This window comes from Flavobacterium sp. PLA-1-15, assembly GCF_049060005.1.
Lineage (GTDB): Bacteria > Bacteroidota > Bacteroidia > Flavobacteriales > Flavobacteriaceae > Flavobacterium.
Genome location: NZ_JBMGQS010000027.1, coordinates 23,900 through 37,452, shown reverse-complemented (window position 1 = coordinate 37,452; position 13,553 = coordinate 23,900). Strand labels below are relative to the sequence as shown.

14 protein-coding genes and 1 riboswitch are annotated in these 13,553 nt (G+C 39.0%); of the genes, 6 read left to right on the top strand and 8 right to left on the bottom strand.

All coding sequences use genetic code 11. From position 1 onward, the window contains the following. Positions 1–313 (top strand): hypothetical protein (locus ACI6PS_RS13680; protein ID WP_421013131.1); only part of this gene is annotated, 313 nt, incomplete at its 5' end. Positions 314–380: 67 nt separating this feature from the next. Here the strand turns inward: ACI6PS_RS13680 and ACI6PS_RS13675 are convergent. The 4 genes from ACI6PS_RS13675 to ACI6PS_RS13660 are packed head-to-tail and all read right to left on the bottom strand — an operon-like array spanning position 381 to position 5,584. Continuing rightward, positions 381–1,361, bottom strand: coding sequence for a T9SS type A sorting domain-containing protein (locus ACI6PS_RS13675; RefSeq protein WP_421013130.1), 981 nt, complete (start codon positions 1,359–1,361; stop codon positions 381–383). Between the two features lie 2 nt (positions 1,362–1,363). Next, the gene (locus ACI6PS_RS13670) at positions 1,364–2,668 is read right to left on the bottom strand and encodes a DUF5074 domain-containing protein (protein ID WP_421013129.1); all 1,305 of its coding nucleotides are present in this window, start codon (positions 2,666–2,668) and stop codon (positions 1,364–1,366) included. Between the two features lie 31 nt (positions 2,669–2,699). Next, a complete protein-coding gene (locus tag ACI6PS_RS13665) occupies positions 2,700–3,746 on the bottom strand; it encodes a DUF5074 domain-containing protein (protein WP_421013128.1) in 1,047 nt (348 codons plus the stop codon). Between the two features lie 5 nt (positions 3,747–3,751). Then, entirely contained in the window at positions 3,752–5,584 is a 1,833-nt protein-coding gene (locus ACI6PS_RS13660; protein WP_421013127.1) for a TonB-dependent receptor plug domain-containing protein, read from the bottom strand. 30 nt (positions 5,585–5,614) lie between these two features. Further along, a riboswitch (cobalamin riboswitch) is annotated at positions 5,615–5,813 on the bottom strand. Positions 5,814–5,907: 94 nt separating this feature from the next. Here ACI6PS_RS13660 and ACI6PS_RS13655 point away from each other — a divergent pair. The 4 genes from ACI6PS_RS13655 to ACI6PS_RS13640 are packed head-to-tail and all read left to right on the top strand — an operon-like array spanning position 5,908 to position 9,455. Continuing rightward, complete coding sequence (locus ACI6PS_RS13655; protein ID WP_421013126.1) at positions 5,908–7,050, top strand: ABC transporter substrate-binding protein; 1,143 nt, start codon at positions 5,908–5,910, stop codon at positions 7,048–7,050. Positions 7,051–7,097: 47 nt separating this feature from the next. Further along, positions 7,098–8,126 (top strand): iron chelate uptake ABC transporter family permease subunit, encoded by a 1,029-nt coding sequence (locus ACI6PS_RS13650; protein WP_421013125.1) that lies wholly within the window; start codon positions 7,098–7,100, stop codon positions 8,124–8,126. Next, positions 8,126–8,914, top strand: a complete 789-nt coding sequence (locus ACI6PS_RS13645; protein WP_421013124.1) for an ABC transporter ATP-binding protein — start codon at positions 8,126–8,128, stop codon at positions 8,912–8,914. Before ACI6PS_RS13650 ends, ACI6PS_RS13645 begins: the two co-directional genes overlap by 1 nt. A gap of 46 nt (positions 8,915–8,960) precedes the next feature. Further along, positions 8,961–9,455 (top strand): hypothetical protein, encoded by a 495-nt coding sequence (locus ACI6PS_RS13640; RefSeq protein WP_421013123.1) that lies wholly within the window; start codon positions 8,961–8,963, stop codon positions 9,453–9,455. Here ACI6PS_RS13640 and ACI6PS_RS13635 read toward each other — a convergent pair. The 3 genes from ACI6PS_RS13635 to ACI6PS_RS13625 are packed head-to-tail and all read right to left on the bottom strand — an operon-like array spanning position 9,452 to position 12,164. Continuing rightward, positions 9,452–11,062: a class I SAM-dependent methyltransferase gene (locus tag ACI6PS_RS13635; RefSeq protein WP_421013122.1), complete on the bottom strand. Its 1,611-nt coding sequence runs from the start codon at positions 11,060–11,062 to the stop codon at positions 9,452–9,454. The genes ACI6PS_RS13640 and ACI6PS_RS13635 overlap by 4 nt on opposite strands. Positions 11,063–11,103: 41 nt before the next feature. Next, positions 11,104–11,553: a tRNA (cytidine(34)-2'-O)-methyltransferase gene (locus tag ACI6PS_RS13630; protein ID WP_421013121.1), complete on the bottom strand. Its 450-nt coding sequence runs from the start codon at positions 11,551–11,553 to the stop codon at positions 11,104–11,106. Between the two features lie 44 nt (positions 11,554–11,597). Next, the gene (locus ACI6PS_RS13625; RefSeq protein WP_421013120.1) at positions 11,598–12,164 is read right to left on the bottom strand and encodes a pseudouridine synthase; all 567 of its coding nucleotides are present in this window, start codon (positions 12,162–12,164) and stop codon (positions 11,598–11,600) included. Between the two features lie 120 nt (positions 12,165–12,284). Between ACI6PS_RS13625 and ACI6PS_RS13620 the strand changes: the two genes are divergently transcribed. Next, a complete protein-coding gene (locus ACI6PS_RS13620; protein WP_421013119.1) occupies positions 12,285–12,626 on the top strand; it encodes a hypothetical protein in 342 nt (113 codons plus the stop codon). Between the two features lie 67 nt (positions 12,627–12,693). On the opposite strand, the gene ACI6PS_RS13615 is transcribed toward ACI6PS_RS13620, so the two are convergent. Then, a complete protein-coding gene (locus ACI6PS_RS13615) occupies positions 12,694–13,506 on the bottom strand; it encodes a purine-nucleoside phosphorylase (RefSeq protein ID WP_421013118.1) in 813 nt (270 codons plus the stop codon). Positions 13,507–13,553 lie beyond the last annotated feature (47 nt).

Here is a 13,553-nt window from a genome sequence, read left to right as displayed (position 1 = left end):
CGTTTGGGACAATGTATCTTGCGCAAGCAACAATGCAAGTTGCGTTTGGGACAATGTATCTTGCGCAAGCAACAATGTAAGTTGCGTTTGGGACAATGTATCTTGCGCAAGCAACAATGCAAGTTGCGTTTGGGACAATGTATCTTGCGCAAGCAACAATGCAAGTTGCGTTTGGGACAATGCATCTTGCGCAAGCAAAAATGTAAGTTACGTTTGGAACAATGCACAATATAACCTTTGCATTCCTATTCGTATAGAAATCTATCATATTTATACTGCGTATAGGATAAGATTGCGGAAGTTGATGATTTGATGTCCTTATAAAACAAGAAAAGCTTCCAAGTTATTGGAAGCTTTCTTTGATTGATGATTGAATATCTTTAATTTATAATCAGCTGCTGTGCGTTTTTTTCGCCTTGAGCGGCCAATACCACTTCCACTATATAAACTCCGGGAGTTAGACTTGAAACATTGACCTGCTGGTTTGGACCTGCGTGTTGCTCCAATACTATTCTTCCAGAAATGTCGTAGATGGTCATTTTTGTAGGCTCATCCGACTTGATCGTAAAAAAATCTTTTGTGGGATTTGGATAGATTTTGATTGTATTCTTAGGAAAATCATCACGACCTAATGTTGCTTGGTTGATGACTCCAACGGCTTGCAAATCGAATCCGCAAGAGTTGAAAGGCGTCGGGTGGGCTTCATTAATGGCATTGCCAAAAGCATCGAATGTTGCATAATCTGGATCGATGGAACCTACTACATCAATGACTTTTATGTGGGTGATGCTGGTTTTATCCAACAAGGCATTGTCCTCGAGTTCGCTGATGTCGAACGGTGTTCCGAAATTTCCGCTATACTTGCCTGCAATGTTGTTAAGGTTGGTGGCAACGGGTGTTTCGAATGTACCAATTTGAGTAGTTGTTTGCGTGAGGCTGTGAGCTGGAAATCGAAAGAAATGGATTCCATCCGAACTTGCTTCGACCACTGCCAATTCGAGGAAAGCAATGCCTCCGTTTTCGAAAACTGCAAAATCAAATCCTTCGCCATCGTAGATTGGGCTTGCAAAAGTGAGAATTGCATGGCCTGCATCGCCAAGGCTCACTACATTTCCATCTGGATAACCGATAGCATCGGAAGGCAGGCCAAAAGTGGCCTTGTTGCTTCCGCTTGCTGTCAGGTTTGGGTTTGTGATGCTGATAAAGCCCCTTTCGACCGTGATGCCCGTTGCCCAGGCCACATAGAGCGGACTGTCCTTATGGATGGCAGTCGTACCTGCTGTTCCGTCGGCGGGCGGGTAGGTTTGTGCATTCGCCGAAAGGCCGATGAAGATTGCCGTTAGGATTTGGGAAAGTTTCATGCTTACTTTACAATTAGCTTCTGTACGTTCAGAGTGTTTCCTATTTGGGTTTGCACCATATATACACCGCTCGTTAGGCTGCTCACGTTGACACCGCTTGTTGCGTCGTTTTGGGTAAGCACCAATCTTCCTGCAAGATCATACATTTTGACAATCGCCTTTTCGTTTGTACTGATGTAGAAGATGTTTGCCGTAGGGTTTGGATACAGCGCTACTTCCAGTTTTTGGTTATCGTCTATGCCTAGATCTACCTCCACGGCTTTGTAGAATCCATTTACAGCCGTCTGGGCCACAAAATTAGATAGTGCTTCTCCATTCAAATCATATATATAAACGGTTGAAACGTCTATAAACATGGCTGAATCGACCGCATAAATCTTCCCGTCTATGATGTCCAGGCCATACATTCCGTAAGGTTGCTCGGCAGGCAAAGTGATAATTGGTGCTGCAGGCAACTCTGTTGCGGTTACTGGCATTTTATATACATTTTCAAAAACTGAATAATAGAAATTTTCGTTATCCAATTTTAAATTGCTTGGATGAAGATCTGGAAAGTCAAGCGTGCTGGCAACGGTATTGGTAGCAAGGTCTATTTTTGACAATGCTCCAAAAGTTTCTGCACTGACCCATCCTGGATTACCTTCGCACAGCACATATAAAAAACCGTCGTCGACCACCATGGTGTTTGGCACATCGCCTACAGGAATAGTAGTTTCCAAAGTATTTGTAGCTGGGTTGATAACCGAAACTTGGTTACCGTATCCAAATCCTCCTTTGTGGGCTACATATAATTTACCGTTTATTTCTAGGATTCGCTCTACTCCTTCTGCCAAGCTGATGGTTGTTTCGATTTCGTAGGTTTCTAAATTCAAAACTGCTACATAATCATCTGTTGCAACCATACCATCTCCCCAACAAGTGATGTATGCTTTTCCATTGGCGAAAGCCATGTATCTAGGGTTTTCAAGTCCATTATCCAACGTATGTACCAATTCGAAAGTAGTTTTGTTTACTACTCTCAAACGGTTTGACGTATTCAGGATGATGTAGGCATTGTCTCCAAAGAAAGACATGCTTTGTCCCGTACCTCCCAAACCATCAGCCGATGGATTTGCTGTTGCGAAGATGTCATGCTGGATTGTTCCTTCGTTTGGAAGGAATGAAACAGTGGCAGTGCCGCCGCTTCCCATTTCGTTGAGCACAAAAATGCCGTTTACATATTCTTGTTGTGCAAGGGCAGAAAAGCCAACAAATAGAAGCAAAAGGCTTAGTAAAAGCGTAGAAAAGAACCGGTAATTTTTAATCATTTTTAGGGTTATTTTAATATTCGTTTGGAAATTAGTCGTTGAAGTAGAAACCGTTTGCACCGATACCCGCTGCGTAAGTATCAAGCAATGTACCTGTTAGAGAATACACATAGATAGCGCTATCCGAAGTCAAATTACCGCCGTCGGCTACATAAATTTTGTTATCGTTTACAGCAAAACCATACATCGCCGCCCACACTGAAGTTGACTCGTAAGAGAATAATTTAGCCGTTGGAGCCGTTGTAGCGTTAATGTTCATCACATAAACATTAGTCCCGACCGTATAGTAGATTTTATCGTCTTCGATTGTTAGGTTTTTAGCACCAGCTTGGTCTTCAGGGAAAGCAATTGCCGTTCCTATAACTTGATTGTTTGACAGGTTGATTTTTGCTAATTTACCACCACCGATTACGTAAAGGATTCCGTCTTCTTCTTCAAGAGAATTAGGACTAAATCCAAGTTCGATAGGCGTACCTAAGGAATTATTTGCTGGATTGAAAACTGTGATGGATGTTCCGCTTCCGTAGTAACCGTTTGCGATGTAGAGTTTTCCGTTTTCTTCGATTACTTTCTCCGACCAATTGTTTAGCGCAACTTTTGAAGTGGAATAGTCCGAAAGATCAATTACCGTCAAGAAATCATCAGTACCAACTGCATAATCTGCATAATTGGTAACATAGGCCTTACCATTGATAACGGCTCCGTATCTTGGATTTTCAAAATTGGTATCAATAGAAGCAATAAATTCAAACGTATAACGGTTTACTACGGTTATTTTATTGGCCTGACCAGAAATGATAAACGCTCTGGTATCATCAAAAAACATCGATTGAAGGTAGCTTCCTGTCATCGGCGAAGATGGATTTACATTTGTAAAAACGTTTTGCTCGACCAAACCTGCATCACTGATAAAAGTAACCGATGCTGTAGCAGGTCCACTGATTCCTTCATTCAACACAAAAACTCCATTGTCGTATACACCTAGTGGAGTATCGTTGTTGCCATTATCATCGTCGCTACATGCAACAAAGAAAGAAGTTGCAGCAACCAATAAAAAAATTCTAGTCAGCTTTTTCATAATTATTAAAATTTGAGAGTTAGATATACATTAAAATTCCGTCCAGGCAGAAAACGACTTTCTACACTGGCATATTTTTCATTAAAAAGATTGAGGACCTGAAAGCCCAATTGATAGGTGTTTTTTTGTCCGAAATCATAGCCAACCGAAGCATTGCTTACAAAATAGGCATCGAGGTTGTACCGTGAATTATTATCGGATCGGGTGAAAACTTCTCCGTTGTATAGAAACTGATAATCGGCCGAAAACTTCCTGTAGCTGTAGGCCAAGGAAGAAGTTGCCTTGTGATAGGGAACATAAATCAGTTGTTTTTTCGTTTCCTGATTTTCCGAAACGGTATAGGCATAAGTTCCGTTTAAGGCAAATTGGTGCTTGCCGAAACTTTTGCTCCAATTCAATATGGCTTCCGCACCGTAAGTCTTGACCTTATCAGTATTTACAGGTGACCAAAAATCGCCAGTAGGAACCCAACGCAGCATATCGTCAATATCAATCACATAACCTGTAAGCGTGAAACGGAAGTTTTTGAAATGGAAATCATTACCAACTTCTGCCTGATAAGACGACTCAGGCTTTAAATTTTCATTGCCTCCGGGTTGCCAATACAAATCATTGAAGCTCGGAATCCTGAAATTTTTCGAACCATTTATCTTCAAGGTATAGAAATCTGCAAATGCATAACTCGCTCCTGCCGAAAACAGTAACGGACTCTTATAATTGTCGGTAAGCTCCTTACGGATGCTGGCTTCGTAAATTAATTTTTCCATCAGTTTGTGCTTTAAAAGCAAACTCGCCGAAGCAATGTCTCTTTTTTCAGATCTGATACCCGAGCCATTTCCATCGTTTCGGGTATAATCCAAAACTGTATTGAGCTTTATGTCATTGTTTACATCAAAAGCCAAATCATATTTCCCGACATAGGTTTTCACTTCCCCAAAAGTGTGCGAATCGGACGCGATGTTGGCAAAATACTTGTATTTTTCGCTCAAGGCCGCCATTTTTACTTTTGAGGTGAATCTTCCGAAGAAACTGCTCCACTCGAGCATGTTTCGGGTGTTGAAATCGCGGTATTTTGTTTTTACCTCTGATGGGAAGATTACCGAAAAGTGACGCTCACTATCAAAAAACTGACTGTAGAATTTCAGGTAATTGTTATTATTGATTTTGTAGCCGAAAGTGGTATTAAGGCTGGTGTTGTAGTATTGTCCGTTTAGATTTTTCCAATCAGAATCAACATATTCATAGTCATTATCGGATGCATTCCTGCTGATGCTGGCTTGAAAACTGAACTTCTCATCAGACAGGTTTATCTTATAGTTAACACCATAGATATTGAAACTGCCATAATTGACCCGAAGGTTGTTTTCAAATTTATTGGTAAAATCCAGTTCATTGTTCAAATGAATGCTTCCACCGATAGCACTGCTTCCATAAATGACACTGCCTCCACCCGCTCGAACTGTAATGTCCTTGAAATCCCGTGTCGTCAAAGTATTGAAATCGCTCTGACCCAGAAGTTGCGAATTGATGTTGATGCCGTTCCAAATCACTGCTGTTTGTTGGGCAGTTGTCCCTCTAAACGATGGCGACGAAACCATCCCAAGTCCGTTTTCCTTGAAATAAATGACGGTGTTGCAGTTCAGCAGAGAAGTTAAGGACGATTGATTTTTATTGATGATGGAATCCGTCAAAACTTGAACGGACTGTGTGTTCGAGAAATTTTTCAGCTTCGTATCAGAAACTTTGACTTCTTGTAAATACTGAATACTGTCGTTCTGTGCCAAAGCAAATTGGCATACGAAGGAAATTAAAAATAAAACGAGCTTTCTAAAAGTCATAATTCCAGAATCTTTTTTCCCGAAGATTCGATATTCGTTAAGAAAAAAGGCAGGTCTCCTGGCTTGCGTCTTGTTGTTTACCTTCCCGTTCTTAATGCATAACAGTGGTTTTGTAGTAACAACAAGCTTTGTAGCTTACAGTTGCGGGAACAGCTTTGGTCTTGAACCAAATTCCCTTTTAATGTGATTTATGAAAATGAAAATCACAACCTTAATTCGGGTGCAAATATAGGCTTAACAATCGGATTTTTAAATATTTTTGATAATTCTTCAAAAAAACCGCGTTTACTTTTACCTTTGTCAACCTCAACAAAAACATTTTTATGCATTCATTCTCTTCCAAAATAGTCCTTTTTGCTTTATTGATTTTCGTTGTCGGATGTAAGAAAGAACCGGATCAAGCCGGAGTTATTCACGCTGATATCAAAAACGAAATCAAATATGCTTCGGGCTTGGCAATTTTTGAATACGGTGATTACAGCATCGTAAAAGTTTCAAATCCTTGGCCAAATGCAAGCAAGGATTATACCTATATCTTAAAGGAAAAAGGTGCGATTGTGCCGGATAGCCTTAGCCAATTTACTACTATTCAAGTTCCGATAAAAAGTATCGTGGTAACTTCTACCACTCACATTCCTTCTTTGGAAATGCTTGAAGTCGAGAACACTTTGGTGGGTTTTCCCAATTTGGATTATATCTCTTCAGAAAAAGTAAGAGCTTTGATTGATGCTGGAAAAGTGAAAGAACTTGGTAACAACCAAACCTTGAATACCGAAGTGATCATTGATGTTGCTCCAGATGTTTTCATCGGTTACGGAATCGATAATAAAAACCCAACTTTGGATAATCTGGAAAAAAGCGGACTCAAGATAATGCTGAACGGCGATTGGAACGAGCAAACACCACTTGGAAAAGCAGAATGGATTAAGTTTTTTGGTTACTTATATGATTTGGATGAAAAAGCCGACCAGATTTTTTCGGATATTGAAAAGGAATACAACACGACATTGGCACTAGCTAAAAAAGCGACTTCAAAACCAACGATTCTAGCAGGTGATATGTTTGAAGGAACTTGGTATTTGCCGAAAGGCGGAAGCTGGGGAAGTTTGTTATTGGCACAAGCTGGAGGGAATTATTTATGGAGCGATTCCGAAGGAACAGGAAGTTTATCGTTGTCTTTCGAAACAGTTTTGGAAAAAGCAAAAGACGCTGATTTCTGGATTACTTCAGGACAATTTTCTTCTTTAAAGGAAATGACAGATGCCAATACGCATTACAGCCAATTCAAAGCGTTTAAAAATAAAAACGTCTATGCTTTCAGTGGCAAAAAAGGGAAGACTGGCGGGATTTTATATTATGAATTGGCACCCAATCGTCCGGATATTGTTTTAAAAGACATTGTAAAAACTTTACATCCTGAATTACTGCCGAATTACAAGTCTTTTTTCTTTGAAAAATTGAAGTAATTTGCCACGAAGGCACAAAGGCTCAAAGTTTTAAATTAAACTTATAAATGTTGAAATCTAAAAATATCTTCTTATTTGCTTCATTGACATTCTTGATGTTGGTGTTGTTTTTAATGGATATTGGTTTGGGACAGGTTTCAATTCCGTTGCAGGAAGTCTTCAAAAGCTTGACGGGACAAGAAGCTTCTAAAGAAACCTGGCAATATATTATTGTAAATTTCCGATTGCCAAAAGCAATTACCGCCATTTTGGTTGGAATGGGATTATCGATAAGTGGATTATTGATGCAGACCTTGTTCCGAAATCCATTGGCGGGACCTTATGTTTTAGGGCTGAGTTCGGGTTCGAGTCTTGGAGTTGCCTTTGTCATTTTAGGCGCTTCGCTCCTACCTTCAATGTTTAGCTCAGTTGTTACTTCTTCTTACGGAATTATCATTGCCTCATGGTTGGGAAGTTTCATGGTTTTATCTGCGGTTTTGGTGGTTTCGCAACGGTTGAGAAATACCATGTCGATACTGATTGTTGGGATGATGTTCGGTAGTTTCACCAGCGCTTTTGTGGGTGTCTTGACGTATTTCAGTACAGCCGAACAATTGCAGAAATTTACGTTCTGGTCTTTGGGAAATCTTGGAAATTTATCTTGGTCATCGATAGTAATTCTTGCCATTTCTGTTCTCATTGGATTATTTTTGAGCTTGGTCAGTATCAAATCGCTTGATGCTTTGCTGTTGGGTGAAAACTATGCGAAAACCTTGGGATTGAATTTTAAGAAGGCACGATTAACTATCATATTTGCTACAAGTATTCTCGCAGGAAGCATCACTGCTTTTGCCGGACCGATTGCTTTTATAGGATTGGCGGTTCCGCATATTGCTAAATTGGTTTTCCAAACCAGTAGTCATCGGGTTTTATTTTGGGGAACTTTGCTTTTTGGAGCGATTATTATGCTGGTTTGTGATATTGTTTCGCAGGTTCCGGGGACGGATATTATCTTGCCGATTAATGCTATCACCTCAATAATTGGCGCTCCGGTTGTGATTTGGTTGTTGGTAGGAAAACGTAAAATGACAGCCTAATGGAAAATAAAATCATCTTACAGGCAGAGAATATTTCTATTGGCTACAGCCATAAAAAAAAGCATAAGGTTGTTGCCGAAAACATTTCTTTTTCTTTAAAAAAAGGAAAATTAATCTCCCTTATTGGTGCCAACGGAATCGGAAAATCAACACTTTTAAGAACGATTACAGGAATTCAAAAACCAATTTCTGGCGATGTTTTTTTGAATGATAAAAAAATAGCCGATTATACTTCGTTACAATTGGCACAACAGTTGAGTTTGGTTTTAACCGAAAGTCTTCCGCCAAGCAACCTTACCGTTTTTGAATTGGTCGCATTAGGAAGACAACCTTATACCAATTGGATTGGAACTCTTGCTGATGAAGATAAACTTAAAATAAACGAAGCCATTGACCTGACGCAAATCCGTCATTTGACCAATAAAAAACATTACGAAATCAGTGACGGACAGTTGCAAAAAGTGTTGATTGCACGAGCTTTGGCACAAGATACGCCTTTGATTATTTTAGACGAGCCCACTACTCATCTTGATTTGTTGCATAAGGTTTCTCTTTTTAAGTTGTTGAAGAAACTAACCAGCGAAACACAAAAGTGCATCCTTTTTTCGACCCACGACATCGATTTGGCAATTCAATTAAGTGACGAAATCATATTGATGACACCCGAAAAAGTGATTCAAGAAGAACCAAAAACTTTAATTCAGAATCATGCTTTTGATGATTTGTTTCAAGATGAAAACATAAAATTCGATATCGAAAAAGCTAAATTTATCTTTAAAGACCTCTAATTTCAACTTCATATCGTCTATCTTTATAGTAACAAAATTCTAAAAAATGAAAAAGTTACTACCTTTACTCTGCTGTTTTTACTGCTGTTTTGCTTTTTCCCAAGAAAAAATTGAACTGACGCAAAATGGATTTCCAACCGTGACAGTTGCAAAACCAAACATTCCGCTTGAAAATCTGATAGATGCTTCTAAAAGTTGGGCTTTATCCTACAATAAAAATGGTGCTGATGTTTATGAGGTTACAACAAATTCTTTGAAAATAGATGCCTTGAGAAAAGGTGCTTTCCAATATTACAGCTTGGGCGAACGCTATACTTTCGATGTAAAATACACCTTAGCAGTTGAATTTGGGGATGTAAATTACACTTTGAAGCTTATAGTTAAAGAAATCTATACCGACGATAAGCTAATAAAATCAACCATCGCCGATTATTTCACACCTGAAGGAAAAATAAGAGAAGGCTTTGAAGAAATAAAGCCTTCCCTTGAAATTACAGTCAATAAACTAATGAGCTCTTTTGTGAGTTATGTGCAACGCTAATCGTTTCCTTTTAATAAATTAATGCTTACGGTTGCGGTATCAGCATCTGGAAATCTTCTAAAAATGGTTGGGTCAGGAAATAATCCCGCTTCTGATGCAACACTGTTGAACACATCAATCTCTACAATATACTGGTCGGAAAAACCGTGCGTGGCATCATAAGCTGTTGCGGCCGTTCTACCTAAATTGGAGGCGGTAAGTTTCGGATTTATCGTATGCAATTCAATCAAAAGCAAACCGAATTTTCGAACGTAGGGCGACCATTTCTGCAAATGTTCGAGCAGATTGTCTTCAACTAAATTATTGCTGATTCTTTTTCCCCTGAAAGCAAAAGCTCCGGTTGACTTGCTGATTCTTTCTTTATTGATGTCTTTCGGATCCTCCCAAATTCGGTTATGATCAAGAAAGGTTCGCACATTCAATAAATCTTTCAAATCAATATTATAATTTTCTTTTAAATCATCCGAAAGTACGTCAGGTCGACCAATATCGCCCCAGATCACTTTTGCCCAGATATCAGCCTTGATTAAATTGGCTCTTGTCACTTTCAAAGCGGTCTGGTTATAATCGGCTCCAACTAGAAATAATGGATGCTCGTCGAGCATTTTTCCTCTTAAGGTCTGCCTGTCGATTACTTCAAAAATATGTTGCAGGAAAGCGCCGTTTCCACAGCCCATATCCAAGATACCTTTCGGCTGCTCTTCTATTGGCAAGTTGAAAAGCTTGACAATGATTTCATCCACCACTTTAAAATAAGTATCGTGGGCACCACCGCTTCCCCAAACATTCATTTCTCGATCAACGTGGATTTCATTTTCGCCATCGGCTACCATTCTCAAAACGGCTGGATCGCCAAAAATCAATTCTTCGATTCTTGCAAAGGTTGGCAAATAGGACACCGTTACACCATAAGCACTTGCTCTTTTCGCATAAAACAAACCGGTTTCTGTAAATTGATAATTGCCATTTTTCTCCAAGAACCAGCCCAGATGTACAAAGAAATCGAGTATCTTTTTAAAATTTTCGGGTGATTTATGAAACTCTTCGGGCTTGAAAGATGTTTCCATAAAATATTTGTGGAACATCCCGTTCATGGCCAAACGTACAATCGTTGGTCCGATTAGATAGCCTTCAATATGCTTTAAAATTTGATTTTGGATGGTATTCGTCAAGGCATCTTCTGAGAATGTGATACCGTAATTCTTCTTGTATTTTTCGAAAATAGCGTTGAGCTTTTCAAACGGAGCATCTTCAAAAAGACGCGGATGAAATTGGGTGGAGAACTGAAGCAATTCCACCACATCTTCATACAAATGAAACAATGAAAAAGCGATTTCTGTTTTTTCATTGACTGAAATGGTGATTTCTTGGGTGGCATTATTTACATCATATTCCAAAAAACCTTGTGAGGCCAAGATTCTTAAACCTACATTCAAATAACCTTCATTGGCTTTAAAAGTAGCCGTGATTTCAGCTAATTGTACCTGTTTTTTATCTAAGATAAAATCTAAAACACCTTTATTTTTTAAAGCGATTGCAACAGGAGCAACAGCCAACCCGTCAAGGTGTTTGAATATGGAACTTCTGAGTTGGGTTTTATCGGTCATATAATTGAAAGAATGAAGGTTCTCTCAAATATACCAATTTTTTAAATTGAAAGTTGTCTTTTCGCTTCGCCAATTGCAAAAGCAACCGAATTGGCAAGGTTGTAGCTTCTTACCAAAGGTGAAATTGGAATCGTAAGATGATTTGCAAACATATCCAAAACTTCTTGGCTCAAGCCAACACTTTCTTTTCCAAAAACCAGCCAATCTCCTTCTTTGAATTCTTCTTTCAAGTACGACTTTTCAGCATGGGAACTGAACAAGAAAACACGTGATGTATCAGGTATTACAGAAATCCACTCGGCAACATTTTGGTATTCTTTCCAATCCAAATGCACCCAATAATCAAGTCCTGAACGTTTCAAGTTTTTATCAGTGATTTGAAATCCGAACGGATGAATAAGGTGCAATCTGTTTCCGGTTCCTACACATAAACGGCCTATGTTTCCGGTGTTGTTTGGTATTTCTGGTTCTACTAAAACGATGTTTAACATAGAAGTTATGAGTTATGAGTTATGAGTTATGAGTTATGAGTTATTTATATTGAAAAATCGGATACTTCTACTACTTCGCCTGATTTTAAATCGGCTAGATGCACATTTCCGATTCTGACTCTTACCAATCTTAGAGTTGGAAATCCTACCGAAGCGGTCATTTTTCTGACTTGGCGAAATTTTCCTTCGTTGACGGTGATGGAAGCCCAGCTTGTAGGACCGTGGCGTTCGTCTCTAATTTTTTTGGAACGTGGAGCGAAGTTCGGCACTTCGATTTTTGAAGCTTCACAAGGTAATGTGATGTATTTTTGTCCCTCGAAACCAATCTCTACTCCTTCTTTCATCTGCTGAATGGCTTCGTCGGTAATGATGCCATCGACTTGAACATAATATTCCTTGTCCACCTGTTTGCTTCGTACCTTCTCACTCACTCTTCCGTCGGTCGTTAGGAGCAACAGTCCTTCGGAATCTTCATCGAGGCGACCAATTGCCATCGTGCCTTCCGCGAAAGCGTATAATTCTCCTAACATTTTTTTCTTACGTTTCTGTTCGTAGATGAACTGGCTCAGATAACCGTAAGGCTTGTGGAGGATGTAATGGTGGTGCTTCATTTTTGAGATTGTTGGCAAAGATAAGTTTGTTTCACAATTAAAGCAATGTTAATTGAGTGGCATCTTTGGCCAAGAAGTCGTAATATTATAAGAACAATCAACCTTAAAAAAACCAATGCTATGGAAAATAAAGATTTAGGTGGTAAAAAAACCAATAACGAACAACAGGTAAACGAAGGATTTAGTGGGCAGAATATGCCAAAAGACACGCCTGATTTGAAGCCTGAAGTGGAAAAAGATAAAGAAGGCAATACCGATTCAGTAAAAAGAGCACGGAATGTGGATGAAAATTTGGAGGATTCGGATACATCTGATAACAGTACTGCTCGAACCAACAACCAAGCTCAGAATGAGAAAACGGTTGAAAACAAGGACCGAAATTCTGATGTTGCTTCTAATCGTTATCCAAATTCACATCCTGACAATCATAAGGATAGAGGGAACATGAAACTGGATGAGTAAAAACCAAAAAATTAAACCATTAAGAAATTAAGTTTTATTAAGTCTTAATTTTTTAATGGTCTAAATTTTAATATTGTAAAATCAATTCTTTGATTAGGTTACGGACATGTGGTTCTGCATTCTTGGCTGCTTCTAGAACTTCTGCATGTGTGATGGATTCTATACTTTCCTCGTTCCCCATATCGGTAATTACGGAGATTCCGAATGTTTCCAAATCCATGTGGCGTGCCACAATTACTTCTGGAACAGTTGACATTCCGACACAATCTGCACCTAAAATTTTCACCATCTTATATTCCGCCAAGGTCTCAAAAGTAGGACCTTGAAGACCAAGATAGATTCCATCTTGCACTTCAATATTCAAATCTTTGGCGATTTCTTTTGCCTTAAGCATCATTTTTTTCGAAAAAGGTTCGCTCATGTTTACAAAACGTGGTCCGAAACGTTCATCGTTTTTTCCTCTCAAGGGATGTTCAGGCAACATATTGATTTGATCTTTCAAAATCACAATCGAACCTACTTCATAGTTTGGATTTACGCCACCTGAAGCGTTTGAAACAATCAGTTTTTCTACACCCAAATATTTCATCACACGAACCGGGAATGTAACTTCCTTCATATCATAACCTTCATAAAAATGAAAGCGTCCTTGCATGGCCACCACATTTTTATCGCCAATGGTTCCAAAAACCAATGCTCCTTTATGGCCTTCGACTGTTGAAACCGGAAAGTTTGGAATTTCATCGTAAGGCAATGTATAAGCGATTTTTATATCATCTGTAAAACTCCCTAGCCCTGATCCTAAAATAACACCATATTCAGGCGTAAAATTCGTTTTCTCTTCAATGTACTTAACGGTTTGCTGTACTTTTTCCCACATGTTGTTTTTATCGTTTTTCTTTAAAATCCATACTATCACAAACCGAG

Bases quoted from the DNA above. Each gene is read 5' to 3' on its own strand.
- ACI6PS_RS13655 (WP_421013126.1), top strand. From the start codon at position 5,908: ATGCATTCATTCTCTTCCAAAATAGTCCTTTTTGCTTTATTGATTTTC.
- ACI6PS_RS13660 (WP_421013127.1), bottom strand. From the start codon at position 5,584: ATGACTTTTAGAAAGCTCGTTTTATTTTTAATTTCCTTCGTATGCCAA.
- ACI6PS_RS13675 (WP_421013130.1), bottom strand. From the start codon at position 1,361: ATGAAACTTTCCCAAATCCTAACGGCAATCTTCATCGGCCTTTCGGCG.
- ACI6PS_RS13630 (WP_421013121.1), bottom strand. From the start codon at position 11,553: ATGTTAAACATCGTTTTAGTAGAACCAGAAATACCAAACAACACCGGA.
- ACI6PS_RS13635 (WP_421013122.1), bottom strand. From the start codon at position 11,062: ATGACCGATAAAACCCAACTCAGAAGTTCCATATTCAAACACCTTGAC.
- ACI6PS_RS13650 (WP_421013125.1), top strand. From the start codon at position 7,098: ATGTTGAAATCTAAAAATATCTTCTTATTTGCTTCATTGACATTCTTG.
- ACI6PS_RS13625 (WP_421013120.1), bottom strand. From the start codon at position 12,164: ATGAAGCACCACCATTACATCCTCCACAAGCCTTACGGTTATCTGAGC.
- ACI6PS_RS13615 (WP_421013118.1), bottom strand. From the start codon at position 13,506: ATGTGGGAAAAAGTACAGCAAACCGTTAAGTACATTGAAGAGAAAACG.
- ACI6PS_RS13620 (WP_421013119.1), top strand. From the start codon at position 12,285: ATGGAAAATAAAGATTTAGGTGGTAAAAAAACCAATAACGAACAACAG.
- ACI6PS_RS13665 (WP_421013128.1), bottom strand. From the start codon at position 3,746: ATGAAAAAGCTGACTAGAATTTTTTTATTGGTTGCTGCAACTTCTTTC.
- ACI6PS_RS13645 (WP_421013124.1), top strand. From the start codon at position 8,126: ATGGAAAATAAAATCATCTTACAGGCAGAGAATATTTCTATTGGCTAC.
- ACI6PS_RS13670 (WP_421013129.1), bottom strand. From the start codon at position 2,668: ATGATTAAAAATTACCGGTTCTTTTCTACGCTTTTACTAAGCCTTTTG.
- ACI6PS_RS13640 (WP_421013123.1), top strand. From the start codon at position 8,961: ATGAAAAAGTTACTACCTTTACTCTGCTGTTTTTACTGCTGTTTTGCT.